Genomic DNA, 18,042 nt, shown 5'->3' with positions numbered 1-18,042 from the left:
CATGAAGCGCGAGATCCGCACCAGGAGGCAGGGCCCGGCGACCCTGCGCGGCAAGGCCATCCCGTCGACCACCACCGACCAGCGGCTGCTCGACCGGCGCGGTCCCGCGGACTGGGTGCACGCCGACCCGTGGCGGGTGCTGCGCATCCAGGCCGAGTTCGTCGAGGGTTTCGGGCTGCTCGCCGAGCTGCCCAAGGCCGCCTGCGTGTTCGGCAGCGCGCGCACCAAGCCGGACTCGCCCGAGTTCAGGCTGGGCGAGCAGATCGGCGCGAAGCTGCACGAGGCCGGCTACGCGGTGATCACCGGCGGCGGCCCGGGCATCATGGAGGCCGCGAACAAGGGCTGCGACGAGGCGGGCGGGCTGTCGGTCGGGCTCGGCATCGAGCTGCCCTTCGAGCAGTCGATGAACCCGCACATCGACATCGGCGTCGAGTTCCGCTACTTCTTCGTCCGTAAGACGATGTTCGTGAAGTACAGCCAGGCGTTCGTCGTCCTGCCGGGCGGCTTCGGCACCCTGGACGAGCTGTTCGAGGCGATCACGCTCGTCCAGACCGGCAAGATCACCCGGTTCCCGATCGTCCTGGTCGGGACCGAGTTCTGGAGCGGGCTGCTCGACTGGGTGAGGAAGGTGATGGTGCCGTCCGGCAAGATCTCGCCGGAGGACCTGGACCTGATCCACCTCACCGACGACCCGGACGAGGTCGTCGCGATCATCGCGGACGCGCACGAGGCCGCCGCGCGCCAGCTCGCCGAGGCCGAGGCCGAGGCCCGCGCCGAGACCGCCCGCCGCGCCGGGAACGGCATGTGATGGGGCTCGCGATCTGCGTGTTCTGCGCCTCGTCCACCCGCATCGATCCCAAGCACGTCGACTTCGCCGAGCAGGTCGGGGCCGAGCTGGCCCGGCGCGGCCACACCCTGGTCAGCGGCGGCGGGCGCATCTCCTCCATGGGCGCCGTCGCGCGCGGCGCGCGGGCCGGCGGCGCGCACACCGTCGGCGTGATCCCCGAGGGCCTGCGGCACGTCGAGGTCTCCGACGAGGACAGCGACGAGCTGGTCATCACGCCCGACATGCGCTCCCGCAAGGGCGAGATGGACCGGCGCAGCGACGCCTTCCTGGTCCTTCCCGGCGGCATCGGCACGCTGGAGGAGCTGTTCGAGATCTGGACGTCCCGCACCCTCGGCATGCACGACAAGCCCCTGGTCGTCCTGGACCCGTACGGCGTGTTCGCCCCGCTGCGCGAGCTGGCCGAGAACCTCACCGAGCTGGGCTTCGCCCGCCCGAAGATCTTCGACGCGATCGGCTGGACCGCCGACCTCGGCGAGGCCTTCGACCTCCTCGAACGCGGCCGCCCCCAGGTCGAGCCCACCGCCGAGGACTACATCGAAGCCGAACCGTAAACGTCCGCCGGCCTCCGCGCGCGGGCGGCGGGCGCGGGGAGGTTCGTGCAAGGTAAGCGGGCCGTTTACCTTGCATTCAAGTGGGGTCGCCAGGCTCCGGGGAGATCCGCGCCCTCTTGGACGGGCGCCCTCCCCGAAGGAGCCTGATCATGGCCGTGTCCCGTCGTGGCGTGATGAAAGCCGGCGCGCTCTCGATCGCGCTGGCCGGCAGCGTCGACTCGATCTTCCAGTCCGGGGCGTCCGCCGAGACGGGCGCCGCCGGAACCGGTGCGGGCGGGGAGGCGTTCGGGTACGGGCCGCTGGTCGCCGACCCGAAGGGCGTGCTCGACCTGCCGAAGGGGTTCGCCTACAAGACGCTGTCCACCGAGGGCGAGCCGATCAAGGACGGCGTCGTCGTCCCCGGGCACCACGACGGGACGGCGACGTTCCCCGGAAGCCGTCCGCACCGGACCCGGCTCGTCCGGAACCACGAGCAGAGCAACAACGGCACCCGCGCGGTCGCGGCGCCGGAGCTCACCTACGACCCGGCGGCCAACGGCGGCACCACCACGCTGGAGGTCGACCGGGACGGCACGCTGATCTCCCAGTACGTCAGCCTCGCCGGGACGGCCACCAACTGCGCCGGCGGCCGCACGCCCTGGGGGACCTGGCTGACCTGCGAGGAGACCGAGGGCTTCAGCGGGCAGACCAAGTCGCACGGCTGGGTGTTCGAGGTGGACCCGACCGGCCGCCGCACCGAGCCCGTCCCGCTGACCGCGCTGGGCCGGTTCGCGCACGAGGCCGTCGCCGTCGACCCGCACACCCACACCGCCTACCTCACCGAGGACGCGAAGGGCCCGTTCGGCCTGTTCTACCGCTTCACCCCGCGCTCGCACCGCGGCGACTACCACGCCTACCTCGCCGGCGGGACGCTTGAGGCCATGTACGTCCCGGACGTCCGGGACCTGTCGGTCGTGCAGGAGCCCGGAACCCGGCTGCGGGTGCAGTGGACGAAGGTGCCCGACCCGTCCGCCGCGACGGTCTCCACGCGCAAGCAGTTCGAGGACGGCCAGATCACCCGCAGCCAGAAGATCGAGGGCGCGTGGTGGGGGCACGGCAAGGCGTACTTCGTGTGCAGCTTCTCCCACACCAAGGACGGCGCGGCCGCCGAGCACGCGGGCCAGGTCTGGACCTACGACCCGCACCGCCGCGAGATCGAGCTCCAGCTGGTGTTCAAGCCGGGCGGGCGGTTCGACGGCCCGGACAACATCACCGTCTCGCCGTACGGCGGCGGCGTGATCCTCGCCGAGGACGGCGACGGCGAGAACTACCTCGTCGGCACCACGTCCGACCGCAGGCCCTTCGCGCTGGCCCGCAACGCGTTCAACGACAGCGAGTTCACCGGCGTGACGTTCTCCCCGGACGGCCGGATCCTGTTCGCCAACCGCCAGGAGGGCCCCGGCGTGACCTTCGCGATCACCGGCCCCTGGCACCACCTCCACCGCTGACCCGGCCCGTGAGGCGCCCCCGGCACCGGTGCCGGGGCGCTCGCGGTGGTGCCCGATCCGTCCGGCATCGACGCGGTCACGCGCGAGCACCGCCCCGGTCATGGCACGATCGACAGTGCGGACGTGTCGGCGGACGCGGCCGTGTCGACAGATCGGAGCAAGACCGTGGTGATGGTGGTCCTCGTGCTGGCGGGCGTCGCCGTGCTGGCCGCCGTCGTCGTGCTCGCGATGGGGCGCGGTGGCGAGCTGGCCCGCACGCACCCGGACGTCCCGCCGCTGCCGCTGATCAACGGCGTCCCGGTCACGGGGCCCGAGGTGGCGATGCTGCGGCTGCCGCGCGCGCTCTGGGGCTACCAGATGGGCATCACGGACGAGGCCCTGCACCGGCTCGCCTACGCGCTCACCGAGCGGGACGCCCGGATGGCCGCGCTGGAGCAGCACATCGCCGACCTCCAGCGCCGGCTGGACGAGTCGGCCCCGCCCCGCACCGCCCGCGAGAACGGCCAGGTCGAAGGCTACGAGAGCGAGCGCGGGGACGGCTTCGAGGAAGCCCGCGAGAACGGCTACGAGGGTGGGCGCGAGAGCGGCTACGAGGGTGGGCGCGAGAGCGGCTACGAGGGTGGGCGCGAGGCGTTCGGGGATGCGGGCGGCGACCGGTTCGAGGGCGGCGGCGACTCGGACGGGCGGGAGCCGTTCGAGGGCGGGCCGGACGGGTTCGGGAGCGGGCACGAGCTGCTCGAAAGCGGCCGTGAGCTGCTGGAAGACGAGAAGTCGCAAAAGCGCTAGCGGTTCTGTCGGCGGGGTGCGGTAGACAGGGCTGGTGAATACCGCGGTCATCGGTGAGGACGGGCTCGCCCGCTGCCCTTGGGGCCTTTCGGCGCCCGAGTACGTCGCCTACCACGACGAGGAGTGGGGGCGTCCCGTCCGGGACGACCAGGGCCTCTACGAGCGGCTCTGCCTGGAGGCGTTCCAGTCCGGGCTGAGCTGGATCACGATCCTGCGCAAGCGCGAGGGCTTCCGCGCCGCGTTCGCGGGCTTCGACATGGAGAAGGTCGCCGCGTTCGACGAGGACGACGTGGCGCGGCTGATGGCGGACGCGTCGATCGTCCGCAACCGCGCCAAGATCGACGCCGCCATCGGCAACGCCCGCGCCGCCCTGGAGGTGCCGGGCGGCCTGGCCGAGCTGATCTGGAAGTTCGCCGACCCCGACGCGCCCGTCCCGGAGACGACCGACGACGTCCCGGCGACCACGCCGGGCTCGAAGGCGCTGTCGAAGGAGCTGAAGCGCAACGGGTTCCGCTTCGTCGGCCCGACCACCGCGTACGCCCTGATGCAGGCCTGCGGCCTGGTCGACGACCACCTCGCCGCCTGCCACCGCCGGGGCGCCTACACCTGAGCGAACAGGGTCTGCTTGCAGTTGCAAGCAGACCCTGCGGCCTCGGATCAGCGGCCTTCGTAGGTGGGGTTCTGCTTCTTCAGGAAGGCTTCGGTGGCGTTGTTGTGGTCGGCGGTCTCGGCCAGGGCGTCCTGGAGCTCGGCTTCGCGGTCCAGGGCGGACGGGAGGTCATGCGCGGCGGCGTGCGCGAGGGCGGTCTTGATCGCGGCGTAGGCGACCGTGGGCCCGGACGCCAGGGTGCGGGCGATCTCGGTCGCCGCGGACAGCACCTCCTCGGCCGGGACGACCCGGTTGACCAGGCCGAGGGCCAGCGCGTCCGGGGCGCGCAGCGGCTCGGCGAGCATCAGCAGCTCGGCGGCCTTCGCGCGGCCGGCGAGGCGCTGGAGGGTCCAGGACAGGCCGCTGTCCGGGCCCAGGCCGATCTTGCTGAACGCGGTCGCGAAGGACGCCTTCTCCGAGGCCACGACCAGGTCGCAGGCGAGGGCGAGGGACATCCCGGCGCCCACGGCGGTGCCGTTCACGGCCGCGACGACCGGCTTCGGCATGCCCGTGATCGCCTCCACGATGGGGTTGTAGTGCTTGCGCAGGGTGCCGTCCAGGCCGCGACCGGCGGCCAGGTTCCCGGCGTGCTCGCGGAGGTCCTGCCCGGCGCTGAAGGCGCGCCCCGAGCCGGTCAGCACCACGGCGCGCACCGCGGCCTCGGCGGCGGCGCGCTCGACGGCGTCCCGCAGCGCCTCCTTCATGGCCACGGTCAGCGCGTTCATGGTGTCGGGGCGGTCGAGTGTGATCGTCGCCACACCGCCGTCCACGCCGTACCGCACCGGTTCGGTCGTCGCCTCGGACATCGTCGTCCTCACAATCTGCTCACGGTCTCGCTTCCGCCACCTTTGACGACCATGCCCCCGGAGGGCAAGTCCCCGGCCGCTTCCGCGCGCCCTCGGCCCGCGTGGAAGGGACGTCCAGGCGGTGTGCCGGGCCTGCCGTAGCGGGCTTCACCGGGCCTGTCGGACCGGACGGGCGGGACGCGGCGGCCTGCCGGGGGAGGACCTCCGGCCGAGAGTGGGATTCCCGGACGAAACGGTTGGTAGTCACCGCCCCAAAAGGGGACTTTTTGGGGCGAGTCCCGCGATCTGGAGGCTGATCGTTACCACTTCGCGCTCGGAAGGCGAGATAATGGACCACTACTACTGATGACGCGGAAGCACAGGCGGCCACGCGGCCAACGGTGCCCGAAAGGCCCCACGCGGTCCTGGGCAGGAAGGGGATGCACGCATGGCGGCGATGAAGCCGCGGACGGGAGACGGTCCGCTCGAAGTGACCAAGGAGGGACGCGGCATCGTCATGCGGGTCCCGCTCGAAGGCGGCGGCCGCCTCGTGGTCGAGCTCTCCGCCGACGAGGCGAAGGAGCTCGGCGAAGCCCTGAAGCAGGTCGTGGGCTGACCTCCCCACTCGCTTCGGCGTGACGGCGGGTCCCGGCGGAGACGCCGGGGCCTTCGCCGTCCCGAGGCCCCTCGCGGACCCGCCGGCGGCCGTGCCGACCGTCCGGCGGCGCAGGCAAAGAGCAGCCCATCCGGCAGCGCAAAGAGCAGCCCGACCAGCAGCAGAGCAGCAGCACAGGGGGAAGCGTTCAGCATGCCCATCCAGACCCGCGTCGCGCCCACCGGCGGGACCGTCTCGCAGGCCGTGACCGAGCTCGACGCCGAGCTGGCCGCCGTCCCCGTGCGGCAGGGCCCGGTCGCGCCCGCCGCCGAGATCGCCGCCGCGCTCCCGTTCGCGCTGGACGAGGTGCTCGCCCTGCACCGCGCCAAGGGCGAGCCGGGCGAGATCGTCGCCACACCCGTCCGCGTCGGTGACAAGGTCCGCGAGCTGCTGCTCTACGGCGTCGGCGACGCGTCCCCGGACGACCTGCGCAAGGCGGGCGCGGCCCTCGCCCGACGCGCGCGCGGACGGGCGAACCTCGTCGTCGGCGTCCCCGAGGGCGACCTGTCCGCGTTCGTCGTCGGGACGCTGCTGGCGTCCTACGAGTTCCGCATCGGCGAGGCGTCCAAGAAGGGCCCGCTGGGCGCGCTGACCGTCCTCACCGAGTCCGGGCCGGACGCCGCCGCGCCGCAGATCGAGCGGGGAATCGCGCTCGCCCAGGCCACCGCGCTCTCCCGCGACCTGGCCAACACGCCGTCCTCGGAGAAGACCCCGGCGTGGCTGGCCGAGCGGGCCCGCGAGCTCGCCGCCGAAAGCGGGCTCTCCGTCCGTATCCGGGACGAGAAGGACCTCGCCGACGGCGGCTTCGGCGGCCTCCTCGCGGTCGGCTCCGGCTCGCCGCTGCACCCGCCGCGCCTCATCGAGCTCACCTACGCGCCGGACGGCGCCGACCGGCACATCGTCCTGGTGGGCAAGGGCATCACGTTCGACTCCGGCGGCCTGTCGCTGAAGCCGAACGACAACATGAAGACGATGAAGACCGACATGCAGGGCGGCGGCATCGTCATGGCCGTCATGTCCGCCCTGCGCGGCCTCGGCGTCCGCGCCAAGGTCACCGGGCTGGTCGCGGCGGCGGAGAACATGCCGTCCGGGTCGTCCATGCGGCCGAGCGATGTGATCACCCACTTCGGCGGGAGGACGTCGGAGGTGCTGAACACCGACGCCGAGGGCCGGCTCGTCCTCGCCGACGCGCTCGCCTACGCCGACGCCGAGCTGGACCCCGACCTCGTCGTGGACGTCGCGACCCTCACCGGCGCGGCCAAGGTCGCGCTCGGCCTGCGGCACGGCGCCCTGTTCGCCAACGACGACGCCCTCGCCGCGGCCCTCACCGAGGCCGGGACGGCCGCGGGCGAGCCGCTCTGGCGGCTCCCGCTCGTCGAGGAGTACCGCAAGGGCATCGAGTCGGACGTCGCGGACGTCGCCAACATCGAGCGCGGCGGCTACGGCGGCGGCTCGATCATGGCCGCGCTGTTCCTCCGCGAGTTCGTCGGCGACCGCCCCTGGGCCCACCTCGACATCGCCGGCCCCGCCCGATCCACCAGCGACGACCTGGAGATCAGCAAGGGTGCCACCGGCTTCTCCACCCGCCTCCTCCTGGAGTGGCTGACCGGCTGACGGGCGTCCTGCCGACCGTGCGTCCGCACCCGCCGGTCAGCGGGTGCGGCGGTCCACTACGGGGATCTTGTGGCGGCGGCGGATCTGCTTGACCAGGGCCGGGAGGGTGGTGTCCCAGCTCTGGTCCACGGCGAAGCTCCAGCGGGTGGCCTCGGGCATGCCGGGGGTGGTCGCCGGGACGTCCGCGAGGGTGAAGACGATCAGGGCGGCGCGCTCGGCCTCGCGAGCCAGCTCGACCACGGCGTCCGTGCTCAGGAAGACCAGGAAGTCCTGCTCGCCGCGCTTGGTGCCCGCCACGCCGCGGCGCAGCGCCAGCAGGGCCGTCACGTCCGTCCAGGGGAGGACGCGGTCGCGGGAGCGGGGGAGCGGCCAGCTCGCGGGACGGCGCACGCCCTCGTCCGCGATCTCCAGGACGGGCCGCTTGGCCAGCGGGCCGCCGACCGCGGCCACGAACCCGCCGCCGAAGGCCACGAGCCCGACCGCGCCGAGCACGATGAACACCAGGCTCCCGACGCCGGATCCGCCGCCCATGACGCCGCCCGCCACGAACCCGGCCGACGCCAGCAGCAGGATGCCGAACGCGAGCGCGCGCCAGGCCGTCCGCCACGTCATCCGGGCCCGAACCGCGAACACGCCGTGCGGCTTGGCGTCCTCTGAGCCGGCGCTCGCGGGGTTGTCGGCTTTGTCGGCGCTTGCGGGCTCAAGCGGCTCGGGCGCCTCGCGGGGTGTGGACGTGGTCTCGGACGCATCGCCCGGCTCGTCCAGCGCTTCGCGGGACGTGGACGCCTCGCCCGGGACGTCCAGGGGCTCTGGGGTGTCGTCGGGGACGGGTGGGGGGACGTCGTGGGCCGTGTCGGCCCATTTGGGCTTGCGGCCGCCGCGGACGGGGCGTCCGTAGCGGTCGGTGTCCCGGGGGGCGGGCATGGGTCAGTCGCGCTTGACGGCGCAGAGGAGGCCGTCGCCGACCGGGAGCAGCAGCGGGACGAGGCGCTCGTCCTCGCGGACGCGGTGGTGGATCTCCCGGACGGCCTCGGTGGTCGGGTCGCCGCGGTAGGACGGGTCGGCGACGCGCCGGTTCAGCAGGGCGTTGTCGAACGCCATGACGCCGCCGGGGCGCAGCAGGCGCAGCGCGGCGGTGAAGTACTCGGGGTACTCGGTCTTGACGGCGTCGCAGAAGACCATGTCGTAGGCGCCGTCGGTGAGCCGCGGCAGCACCTCCAGGGCGCGTCCCACGATCATCCGGGTGCGGAACGAGCCGAGGCCCGCCTCGCGGTAGGCGAGCTTCGCCAGGCGCTGGTTCTCGTGGTCGACGTCGACGCTGGTGAGCACGCCGTCCGGCGGCATGCCGCGCATCAGGGAGATTCCGGACACGCCGCAGCCCGTGCCGACCTCGACGACCGTCCGCGCGCCGATCAGCGTGGCGAGGAAGCGCAGCGCCGCCCCGCCGGCCGGGCCGATCGGCGTGGCGCCGACCTCCTCCCCCCGCTGCCGGGCGTTGACGATCGCCTCGTCCTCGGGGAGGAAGTCCTCCACGTAGGACAGGGTGGCCTCAATGGCGTCGATGGCTGCCTCCTCGCGGGACCCCCGCCTGGCTCATGCTGGAAAGACAATATCGCTGACGGGGAACCAACCGGAGTTCCAGCGCGTTCTAAACCACGATGGCGCTCGCCCCGGTCGGGGCGGGTGCGGATCGCGAGTACGGCAACCGCCCCAGCCCAGGCAGGACCGTGTCGTTCCACCATGTGGAGAGAGGAACAGCCCGGCACCATGGGAGTGGCAGCACTTACCTTCAAGAGCGCTGTCGGGGTCGGCTCCAGTAGGGGCCGGGCCGACGCGGCGCGTGCGCGCGAGAACGCACCCGAGGCCGAATGGGCCCCGCCGTCCTGGGACGAGGTCGTCCGTGAGCACTCCGGCCGGGTCTACCGGCTGGCCTACCGGCTGACCGGCAACCAGCACGACGCCGAAGACCTCACCCAGGAGGTCTTCGTCCGGGTGTTCCGTTCGCTCTCGAACTACACGCCCGGCACGTTCGAGGGCTGGTTGCACCGCATCACCACCAACCTGTTCCTCGACCAGGCGCGGCGCAAGCAGCGCATCCGGTTCGAGGGGCTGGCCGACGACGCCGCCGAGCGCCTCCAGGGCCGCGAGCCCACCCCGGCGCAGGCGTTCGACGACCGCAACTTCGACTCCGACGTCCAGGCCGCGCTCGACGCCCTGGCCCCCGAGTACCGGGCCGCCGTGGTGCTGTGCGACATCGAGGGGCTCTCCTACGAGGAGATCTCCGCGACGCTGGATGTCAAACTGGGAACCGTGCGCAGCCGCATCCACCGGGGACGGGCGCAGCTGCGCGCCGCACTGGAGCACCGGGCGCCCCGCCGCAGGGGAACCACGGACGCCGCCGAGCCGGCGGCGGCCGCGGAGGGCCGCTGACGGGCGGCCCGGCGCGGCGGAGCGCCACAGCTTGGAATGATCGACGAGGGAGCCGCGTGAGTTGTCTGGGGGAGCGTCTGACCGCTCTGGTCGACGGCGAGCTGGGGCATGAGGAGCGCGAACGCGCCCTGCGCCATCTCGCGGGCTGCGCGTCGTGCCGCGCCGAGGCCGACGGGCTGCGCCGCCTGAAGGCCCGCCTCCGCGGCCTCGGCTCGCCCGACGCGTCCGCGCCGAGCGTGCCCGCGCCCGCGTCACCCACCGCCGGAGCCCCCGCCCCCGGCCTCCCCGGCCGCGGCCCCGGCACCCCGCCCGGCCCCCGCACCCCCGACACCCTCCGCGCCCCGGACGCCCCCCGCGGCCTCAACGACCCACGCGCCGCAGACGGCCTGGACGGCCCGCGCGGCTCAGACAGCCTCCGCGGCCTGGACGGGGCGCTGGGGGCGGGCGGCGACGCCGCTTCCTCACGGGTTCCGGACGATCTTCCGACTCCTGACTTCCTCGCCCGGCTGCGCGGCCTGGGCGAGACGCTCGCCGCCTCGGACGGCGCGGACGCCGGGGAGAGCGCGCGTCCGGCCGATGCCACCCGTCCGGACGAGCAGGCCGGGCGGACCGGTGACCGGTGGGAAGCGCCCAAGGGCCGCGGGCCCTGGGTATCGCCTTCTGCCGGGACGCCGCGCGCGGGCCGTCCGCGTGACAACCGTCCGCCGGTCGCCGCGGGGCGTGCCGCGGGACGGCGCGCGGGAGCCCCGGCAATGGCAGCGGCGGCCATGCGTTCCGGCCCGGCCGGGACGGGCCCGGCGCGGTCCAGGCGGGCGCCCCGGCGGCGCTACCTGGCGGCCGGTGCGGCCTCGCTGTTCCTCGGGCTCGGCGTCGCGTCCTACGTTGCCGGCGGCAACCAGGACGCGCCGACCGTCACGCCCGCGTTCGACCGGTTCGCCGTCGAGCACGCCCTGACCTCGGGCGACACGCCCATCACCGACCCGCTGACCGACCCGGACACGCTGCGGACGGCCGTCCCGGCCGCCCCGGAGCCGTGATCGGGCCCGTCCGCCCGCGTCCGCGCCGTCCGCGCGGCGACGCCCGGTGCCGGGGCCGCCGCGCCCTCACCGCCGTCGGCATCGCCGGCGCGCTGTGCGCCGGGGCGGTGCTGGCCGGCGACGCGCACGGCGACCGGCCCGCGCCGAGCGACCCGGACGCGCTGCGCCTGCTGCGCGCCGCCGCCGATGCCGCGGGCGCGGTGTCCTACCAGGGCGAGCGGGTGCTGACCACCTGGGGACGGCACGGCACGCACACCACGACCGCGCAGGTCGAGCACGCGCCGGGCGCGGACGTCCCGCTCGGCGTGACGCGCGGCACGCTCGCGCTGCTCGTCCGGAACTACTCGCTCGTCCGGCGCGAGGACGGCACGATGTGCGGCCGCCGCGCCGCCGTCGTCGAGGCCCGCCGGTCGGACGGCTCGACCGCCGGGCGCTTCTGGCTGGACGCCGACACGGGCCTGATGCTGCACCGCGAGCTGCTCGACACCGAGGGCCGCGCGGTCGTCGTGGTCGGGTTCAACAACTTCCAGATTGTGAGACCGGCCACGCCGGAGCGCGCGCCCGCGCCGGTGCCGGTGCGCGGCTCGTCCGTCCGCGCGGACGAGCCGGGCGACGCCGAGCCCTACCAGCCCGCCTCCGGCCCGATGACCAGGCTGCCGAGCGAGGAGTCGCTCACGTCCGCGCAGGTCAAGCAGCTGCGCGAGGACGGCTGGCCGATGCCGCGCACGCTGCCCGGCAGGCTCGCGCTGTACGACGTGCGCCGCTCGGACGGGCCGTCCGGCGACCAGATCCTGCACCTCAGCTACTCCGACGGCCTGGCCGTCGTCTCGGTGTTCGTCCAGCACGGCGGGCTCGACAAGAGCCGCATGAAGGGCTGGACCCGCGAGCGGCTGGACGGCCGCACCGCCTACCGGCGCGACACCGTCCGCAACTGGGTGGTCGAGCAGCGCGGCGGGTACGTCTACACCGTCCTCACCGACGCTCCGGAGAGCACCGCGTCGGCCGCAGCGGAGGCCTTCCCCGAAGGCCACCCCGCGTTCTGGCCGCGCATGCGCCGCGGTTTCGGCCGCCTGACCTCCTGGGCCAACCCCTTCGACTGACAGCGTCAGTGCGCCTCCTGGTGCCCGTGAGGCAGGGGGTGATGGGGGCGTGCGGTCCCGGGATCCGGGACAATTGGACGGTCGGTGGGGGTTGTCCGGAGCTTTACGCTCATCACATGCCGCCTCGGCGACGATGAGCGCGGATCAACGAGATTCATGCCCGGTAGGAGAGTGGGGATGACCGAAGACAGCCGCGGACCTGTCGAGGGGACGGAGCGGGACGAGCCCGCCCCCGGCCAGGCGGACGGGCGGCCGGACGCCTCCGGAGCCGGGAGCGCCGCGGGGGCCGCGGCCGAGCGGGCCAACGGCCGGGGGACCGCCGCGGCGGGCTCCGCCGACGACTCCCCGCCGCCCGGCGACCGTCCGGTGGCCGGTGCGGCCACGCGGGACACCTTGACCGACCACGACCCCGAGCCGGCGGACGACCCGGAGCCCGGCGCCGAGCCGGCGCGCTCCGAGGGCGTGTCCGGACCGCTCCCGACGATGACCGACGGCGAGCCGTCCGGCTTCGCCCCGCCGGACGCGCCGGACGAGCCGTCCTACGGCACCTCCGCCGCGTCCGCCCAGGGCCCGACCGGTGCAGGCGCCTCGGGATCGTCCGGTGCAGGCGCCCAGGACACTTACGGATCGTCTGGTGCGGGCGGCCAGGGATCGTCCGCTGCGGGCGGGCAGGAGCCTTACGGATCGTCTGGTGCGGGCGGCCAGGGGGGCGGCCAGGAGACGCACGGCGCTGAGCCGTACGGGGCGCCTTCGTCGGGCGCTCAGGAGGCGTACGGGGCGCCGGGGCACGATGCTTACGGGCCGTCCGGGAAGGGCGCGTACGCGGCCGGGCCGGAGTCGTTCGCGGCTTCGGGCCAGGAGCCCTACGCGTCGGCCGGCGCCGCGCACGACCCGTCCGCCGGGCCGGTCGCGCAGGAGATGCCGCAGGTGGAGCGGCCGGCGTTCGCGCCGCACGACCAGGACCCGCGGGCCGCCGCCGCGGCGCAGTTCGGCTGGGCCGCGCAGGCGTCGCCCCAGCCGGCTCCGCCGGGCGCGCGCCCGCCGATGGGCGCCCCGGGCGGTCCGCCGCCTCCGGGCGCTCCGCAGCCGATGCCGGGCGGGCCGGCCGGACCGACCGCGCCGGGAGGGCCGGGTGCGCCCGGCGGTCCCGGCACGGCTCCGGGCGGCCCGGGAACGTTCGGGCAGCCTCCGGGCGGCCCCAACTGGGCGCCGGTGCCCGCCCCGCCGTCCGCGGGGCGCGGCGGGCCGGGCCTCGGCGCCCTGGCCGTCATCGGGCTGCTGATCGCGCTGGTCGCGGGCGGACTCGGCGCGGGCATCGTCGCGCTGAGCACCGGCGACCGCAACAACGACAACGGCGGGTCGGTGAAGCTCGGCAGCGGCAACGACAACGCGCCCGTGCAGAACCGTCCGCCGGACTCGGTCGCGGGCGTCGCGCAGCGGGTGCTGCCGAGCGTGGTCATGATCCGCGTGACCGGGCAGAGCGGCGAGGCCGCGGGCACCGGGTTCATCGTCAACGACGGCTACATCATCACCAACAACCACGTGGTGGCCGGGCTCGGCGCGGGCGCGAGCATCAAGGTGGTGTTCAACGACAAGACGTCGCTGCCCGCCACGGTCAAGGGCACCGACCCGTCCTCGGACGTGGCCGTGATCAAGCCGGAGGGCAGCCACCCGCTGCCGCCGCTGACCCTCGGCGACTCCGACAAGATCGCGGTCGGCGACCCGGTGATCGCGATCGGCTCGCCGCTGGGCCTGCAGGGCTCGGTGACGACCGGCATCGTGTCCTCGCTGAACCGCGCCGTCCCGACCAAGGGCGAGGGCGGCAGCGGCGACAACACCGTGATGAACGCCATCCAGACCGACGCGGCGATCAACCCCGGCAACTCCGGCGGCCCCCTGGTGGACGCCAAGGGCCGCGTGATCGGGATGAACACCGCGATCCTCACCGGCGGCACCGAGTCGCAGGGCTCCATCGGCCTCGGCTTCGCGATCCCGGTGAACCAGGCCAAGCGGGTCGCCGAGGAGATCATCAACACCGGCAAGGTGCGCCGGGCGCAGCTCGGCATCGCCATCGACCCGCAGTTCGAGGGCCCCGGTGTGCGGATCCCGCCGCAGGGCAGCGGCAACGTGCCCGCGATCGTGAAGGGCGGCCCGGCCGACCGCGCGGGCCTCAAGCCCGGCGACGTGATCGTCAAGATCGGCACCCAGCCGATCGAGACCTCCGCCGACCTGCTCGCCCAGGTCCGCAGCCACGCCCCCGGCGACCAGATCAAGGTCACCTACCAGCGCGGCGGCAAGGAGACGACGGTGGACGTCACGCTCGGCTCCACCAACTGACCGCTCCCGGACGGGGAGGACGCGCGCCGGCCGCGCGTCCTCCCCGTCCGGCTTGGTGCCCGCATGCCGGGGCCGAGCTGGTTTTGCGGGATCTGACCGGCCGGAGACGCAGAGCTTGCGTTCACCTGAGTGGAGATAGGCTGAGGTGACCGGGCCGCGGGACGTGTCCGGTCCCCTGGCACGTTGGAGGACGGGTTGTTCGACGTAGGACTCGGCGAGATGGTCGTGCTCGTCGTGCTCGCCCTGGTGATCTTCGGGGACAAGCTGCCCACCGTCGCCGGCCAGGCCGGACGGGCGCTCCGGCAGCTCCGCGAGATGGCCAACAGCGCCAAGGCCGACCTCCAGGACGGGCTCGGGCCGGAGTTCAAGGACTTCGACATCGCCGACCTGAACCCCAAGACGTTCGTCCGCAAGCACCTGCTGGAAGACCTCGACTCCGAACCGGAGCACCGCAACGGCGCGTCCCTGGCGGACACCTCCTACGCCGCTGCCGCCGCGAGCCAGCTCGAATACGGCGAGCGTCCCCCCTTCGACACCGAAGCCACCTGAGTTCGGCACCGAGGCCACCTGAGAATTCCCGCCGAACTCTTCGAGTCCCCGAAGTGAAACGCCGGCGCCCCCCGATGACGTTTCCCGGACCGCAAGGTGAAACGCCGGGGCAGCTCGGTGACGATTCCGGGGCTGCGAGATGAAATGAAGAAAGGCCCGGCCGAATCGGCCGGGCCTTTCTTGTGCGCTTGTTCGCGTCTCAGCGGCGCTTGGGGGAGATGCCCAGGGACATTCCGGCGAGGCCGCGCGAGCGGGCGCCGAGCTTGTCGGCGATGGCGCGCAGCTCCTTGGCGGCCTCGGCGTCCGGGTCGGACAGGACGAGCGGCTTGCCCTCGTCGCCGCCCTCGCGGAGCCGGACGTCGATCGGGACCTGGCCGAGCACCGGCACCTGGGTGCCGAGCGTGCGGGTCAGCGCGTCCGCGACGGTCGCGCCGCCGCCGGAGCCGAAGATCTCCTGGCGCTCGCCGCAGTGCGCGCAGGTCAGGTAGGACATGTTCTCGATCACGCCGGCGACCTGCTGGTGGGTCTGCGCGGCGATCGCGCCGGCCCGCTCGGCCACCTCGGCGGCGGCCTGCTGCGGCGTGGTGACCACCAGGATCTCCGCGGACGGCAGCAGCTGCGCGACCGAGATCGCGATGTCGCCGGTGCCGGGCGGCAGGTCCATCAGCAGGACGTCCAGGTCGCCCCAGTACACGTCGGCGAGGAACTGCTGCAGCGCGCGGTGCAGCATCGGCCCGCGCCACACCACCGGCTGGTTCCCGGCGGTGAACATGCCGACCGAGATCACCTTCACGTCGTGCGCGGTCGGAGGCATGATCATGTCCTCGACCTTGGTCGGCGGGTGCTCGACGCCGAGCATGCGCGGGATCGAGTGGCCGTAGATGTCGGCGTCCACCACGCCGACCTTGCGGCCCTGCGCGGCCAGCGCCGCCGCCAGGTTCACGGTGACCGAGGACTTGCCGACCCCGCCCTTGCCGGACGCCACCGCGTACACCTTGGTGAGCGAGTTCGGCTTGGCGAACGGGATCTCCTTCGCCGCCTCGTCCGGGCGGAGCTTGGCGCGCAGCGCCTTGCGCTGCTCGTCGCTCATCACGTCCAGCTCGACCTGCACGGAGGCGACCCCGTCCAGCTTGGAGACGGCCTCGGTGACGTTCTTGGTGAGGGTGTCCTTCATGGGACAACCGGCTACGGTCAGGAAGATGCCGACGCGCACGGAGCCGTCCGGGGCGATGTCGACGCTCTTGACCATGTCGAGCTCGGTGATGGGCTTGCGGATCTCAGGGTCGTTCACCGTGGCGAGGGCCGCGGTCACCTGCTCGATTGTCAATGGGGAGGCCATACCCCCATGCTACGAACTCCACACCGGCGCTCGCGAATCCGGGGTGTGATCCCTGTCGCCGCAGGTCACAGCGGTTTCTGTGGGCTGGGTCACCGGCCGGGGGCAGGCGTACCATCGGGTTCGTGACAGTGCCGTCCGCCGCCCCGCCGGTCCCGCAGCCGCCCGCCGAGCCGTCCGCCGCTCCCGCAGACGGGCAGGTCACGGCGGCCGAGCTGACGGTCTGGCGGACGATGCTGCGCGCCCAGGTCAAGATCTCCCGCCGGCTCCAGGCCGACCTGCTCGCCGACCACGACCTCGCCCTCGGCTCCTACGACGTCCTGATGCACCTCGGCGAGGCCCCGGACGGACGGCTGCGGATGAACGACCTGGCCGACCGGGTCCTGCTGTCCCGCAGCGGCCTGACCCGCCTCGTGGACCGGCTGCAGCGGGACGGCCTGGTCTGCCGCCAGTCATGCAGCAGCGACGCCCGCGGCCTGTTCGCCGCCCTCACCCCGTCCGGCCGGGCCCGCCTCGCCGAGGCGACCCCGACCTACCAGCGCGGCGTCCGCGAGTACGTGCTGAGCCGCCTGGACGAGAACGACCTGCGCGTCTTCGGCGCCATCCTCAACCGCCTGATCTCCTGACCCCCTGGCCGCCCGACGGCGGGACCGCCCGACGGCGGGACGACCTGACCGCGTGACGGGCTGACTGCGGCACCGGCGGACGGGCTGGCCGCGTGACCGCGTGACGGGCTGACTGCGGCACCGGGGGACGGGCTGGCCGCGTGAGGGGCTGAGGGCGTGGCGGGCTGACGGCGTGGCGGCCTGACCGGGGGCTGATGGCTTACTGGTCGGTGGGGCGGGCGGCTTCGCTGAGGACGTCGAGGTCGTCGTCCGTGAGGCGGACGGCTCCGGCGGCGATGTTCTGCTCAAGGTGCCGGAGGTCCCCGGTGCCCGGGATGGCGAGGACGTGCTCGCCCTGGTGCAGCGTCCAGGCGAGCCGGATCTGCGCCGGGGTCGCCTCGTGCGCCCGCGCGACGGCGGTGATCTCGGGCGCCTCCTCCGCGCCGGACGCGCCTCCCTCGCGTCCCGTCCCGGCCAGGGAGTAGAACGGCACGAAGGCGATGCCGTGCGCGCCGCACAGCCGCAGCATCTCGTCCTGCTCGGGGAAGACGCCGAAGCCGTACGGGTTCTGGACGCACACGACCGGCGCGATCGCCCGCGCCTTCTCAAGGTTCCAGGGCCGGACGTTCGACAGGCCCAGATGCCTGATCAGGCCCTCCTTCTGCATGTCGGCGAGCGCGCCGAAGCGCTCCTCGAACGCGTCGTCCCGGACGATGCGCAGGTTCACCAGGTCGAGGTGGTCGCGGCCCAGTTGGCGCAGGTTCTCCTCGACCTGGCCGCGCAGCGCCGCGGCCGTCATGGCGTGCGTCGCCCATTCCCCGGACGCGTCGCGCGCCGGCCCGACCTTGGTCGCGATGACCAGGTCGTCCGGGTACGGCGCGAGCGCGCTGTTGATCAGTTCGTTCGCCGACCGCAGCGGCGAGAAGTAGAACGCGGCCGTGTCGATGTGGTTCACGCCCAGCTCGACGGCCCGCCGCAGCACCGCGACCGCCTGCGCGCGGTCGCGCGGCACGGCGTCCGCGACCAGCGCGCCCCCGGTCTGCGGCAGCCGCATCGCGCCGAACCCGACCCGGTGGACCGGCATGTCCCCGAGCTTCCACGTCCCGGATGCGGCGGCGTTGATGTCCTCAATCGTCATGTCCGAATCCTCCCGTCCGGCGGCGGCGCTTGGCGACACCTTCGCACCCCTGCGAAACAACCCGGGCCTGGTCGGATGTCCGGATGGGGGGCGGTGTTTTGGGCGGTTCTGGGAGTACCTTGAGCATGCCCGGAAC

General features: G+C 73.7%; 18 protein-coding genes. 13 read left to right on the top strand and 5 right to left on the bottom strand.

Going from position 1 to position 18,042, the window contains the following annotated elements; genetic code table 11:
- The first annotated feature begins 1 nt into the window (after position 1).
- The 5 genes from FHU30_RS09310 (at position 2) to FHU30_RS09290 (ending at position 4,281) form a co-directional block, all read left to right on the top strand.
- Positions 2–808: an LOG family protein gene (locus FHU30_RS09310; RefSeq protein WP_253874088.1), complete on the top strand. Its 807-nt coding sequence runs from the start codon at positions 2–4 to the stop codon at positions 806–808.
- Positions 808–1,398 (top strand): LOG family protein, encoded by a 591-nt coding sequence (locus tag FHU30_RS09305; protein WP_253874086.1) that lies wholly within the window; start codon positions 808–810, stop codon positions 1,396–1,398. The genes FHU30_RS09310 and FHU30_RS09305 overlap by 1 nt, the downstream gene beginning before the upstream one ends.
- A 149-nt stretch (positions 1,399–1,547) precedes the next feature.
- Positions 1,548–2,885: an alkaline phosphatase PhoX gene (locus tag FHU30_RS09300; protein ID WP_253874084.1), complete on the top strand. Its 1,338-nt coding sequence runs from the start codon at positions 1,548–1,550 to the stop codon at positions 2,883–2,885.
- A 48-nt stretch (positions 2,886–2,933) separates the two neighbouring features.
- On the top strand, positions 2,934–3,671 hold the full coding sequence (locus FHU30_RS09295; protein ID WP_253874082.1) for a FliH/SctL family protein: 738 nt from the start codon (positions 2,934–2,936) through the stop codon (positions 3,669–3,671).
- A 34-nt stretch (positions 3,672–3,705) separates the two neighbouring features.
- Positions 3,706–4,281, top strand: coding sequence for a DNA-3-methyladenine glycosylase I (locus FHU30_RS09290; RefSeq protein ID WP_308211243.1), 576 nt, complete (start codon positions 3,706–3,708; stop codon positions 4,279–4,281).
- A 47-nt stretch (positions 4,282–4,328) separates the two neighbouring features.
- Here the strand turns inward: FHU30_RS09290 and FHU30_RS09285 are convergent, their stop codons facing one another.
- On the bottom strand, positions 4,329–5,126 hold the full coding sequence (locus FHU30_RS09285; RefSeq protein WP_253874080.1) for an enoyl-CoA hydratase-related protein: 798 nt from the start codon (positions 5,124–5,126) through the stop codon (positions 4,329–4,331).
- A gap of 427 nt (positions 5,127–5,553) precedes the next feature.
- Between FHU30_RS09285 and FHU30_RS09280 the strand changes: the two genes are divergently transcribed.
- Together FHU30_RS09280 and FHU30_RS09275 are read left to right on the top strand one after the other, a co-directional pair.
- Positions 5,554–5,721 carry a DUF3117 domain-containing protein gene (locus tag FHU30_RS09280; protein ID WP_083952185.1) on the top strand — a complete coding sequence of 56 codons (168 nt, stop codon included), beginning with the start codon at positions 5,554–5,556 and terminating at the stop codon, positions 5,719–5,721.
- 192 nt (positions 5,722–5,913) lie between these two features.
- Positions 5,914–7,374 carry a leucyl aminopeptidase gene (locus FHU30_RS09275; protein WP_253874078.1) on the top strand — a complete coding sequence of 487 codons (1,461 nt, stop codon included), beginning with the start codon at positions 5,914–5,916 and terminating at the stop codon, positions 7,372–7,374.
- Between the two features lie 36 nt (positions 7,375–7,410).
- On the opposite strand, the gene FHU30_RS09270 is transcribed toward FHU30_RS09275, so the two are convergent.
- Both FHU30_RS09270 and FHU30_RS09265 read right to left on the bottom strand, forming a co-directional pair.
- Positions 7,411–8,298: a hypothetical protein gene (locus FHU30_RS09270; RefSeq protein ID WP_253874076.1), complete on the bottom strand. Its 888-nt coding sequence runs from the start codon at positions 8,296–8,298 to the stop codon at positions 7,411–7,413.
- 3 nt (positions 8,299–8,301) lie between these two features.
- Entirely contained in the window at positions 8,302–8,907 is a 606-nt protein-coding gene (locus tag FHU30_RS09265; protein ID WP_253874074.1) for an O-methyltransferase, read from the bottom strand.
- A 234-nt stretch (positions 8,908–9,141) separates the two neighbouring features.
- Here FHU30_RS09265 and sigE point away from each other — a divergent pair, with 234 nt between their 5' ends.
- The 5 genes from sigE to FHU30_RS09240 all read left to right on the top strand — a co-directional run bounded on the left by sigE (position 9,142) and on the right by FHU30_RS09240 (position 14,827).
- A complete protein-coding gene (gene sigE / locus FHU30_RS09260) occupies positions 9,142–9,804 on the top strand; it encodes an RNA polymerase sigma factor SigE (protein WP_253874072.1) in 663 nt (220 codons plus the stop codon).
- A 56-nt stretch (positions 9,805–9,860) separates the two neighbouring features.
- Complete coding sequence (locus FHU30_RS09255; RefSeq protein WP_253874070.1) at positions 9,861–10,841, top strand: anti-sigma factor family protein; 981 nt, start codon at positions 9,861–9,863, stop codon at positions 10,839–10,841.
- Positions 10,838–11,941, top strand: coding sequence for a sigma-E factor regulatory protein RseB domain-containing protein (locus FHU30_RS09250; protein WP_253874068.1), 1,104 nt, complete (start codon positions 10,838–10,840; stop codon positions 11,939–11,941). The genes FHU30_RS09255 and FHU30_RS09250 overlap by 4 nt, the downstream gene beginning before the upstream one ends.
- Positions 11,942–12,118: 177 nt before the next feature.
- The gene (locus FHU30_RS09245) at positions 12,119–14,278 is read left to right on the top strand and encodes a S1C family serine protease (RefSeq protein WP_253874066.1); all 2,160 of its coding nucleotides are present in this window, start codon (positions 12,119–12,121) and stop codon (positions 14,276–14,278) included.
- 195 nt (positions 14,279–14,473) lie between these two features.
- Complete coding sequence (locus FHU30_RS09240; RefSeq protein WP_253874065.1) at positions 14,474–14,827, top strand: sec-independent translocase; 354 nt, start codon at positions 14,474–14,476, stop codon at positions 14,825–14,827.
- A 199-nt stretch (positions 14,828–15,026) separates the two neighbouring features.
- On the opposite strand, the gene FHU30_RS09235 is transcribed toward FHU30_RS09240, so the two are convergent.
- Positions 15,027–16,166: an Mrp/NBP35 family ATP-binding protein gene (locus FHU30_RS09235; protein WP_253874063.1), complete on the bottom strand. Its 1,140-nt coding sequence runs from the start codon at positions 16,164–16,166 to the stop codon at positions 15,027–15,029.
- A 122-nt stretch (positions 16,167–16,288) separates the two neighbouring features.
- Between FHU30_RS09235 and FHU30_RS09230 the strand changes: the two genes are divergently transcribed.
- Positions 16,289–16,789: a MarR family winged helix-turn-helix transcriptional regulator gene (locus tag FHU30_RS09230; RefSeq protein ID WP_253874060.1), complete on the top strand. Its 501-nt coding sequence runs from the start codon at positions 16,289–16,291 to the stop codon at positions 16,787–16,789.
- Positions 16,790–16,988: 199 nt separating this feature from the next.
- Here FHU30_RS09230 and FHU30_RS09225 read toward each other — a convergent pair whose 3' ends face one another.
- Positions 16,989–17,906 (bottom strand): aldo/keto reductase, encoded by a 918-nt coding sequence (locus tag FHU30_RS09225; RefSeq protein ID WP_253874058.1) that lies wholly within the window; start codon positions 17,904–17,906, stop codon positions 16,989–16,991.
- Positions 17,907–18,042 lie beyond the last annotated feature (136 nt).

It is taken from the genome of Actinomadura rupiterrae, from assembly GCF_024172125.1.
GTDB classification, from domain to species: domain Bacteria; phylum Actinomycetota; class Actinomycetes; order Streptosporangiales; family Streptosporangiaceae; genus Spirillospora; species Spirillospora rupiterrae.
This window is presented reverse-complemented; position numbering and strand designations above follow the sequence as displayed.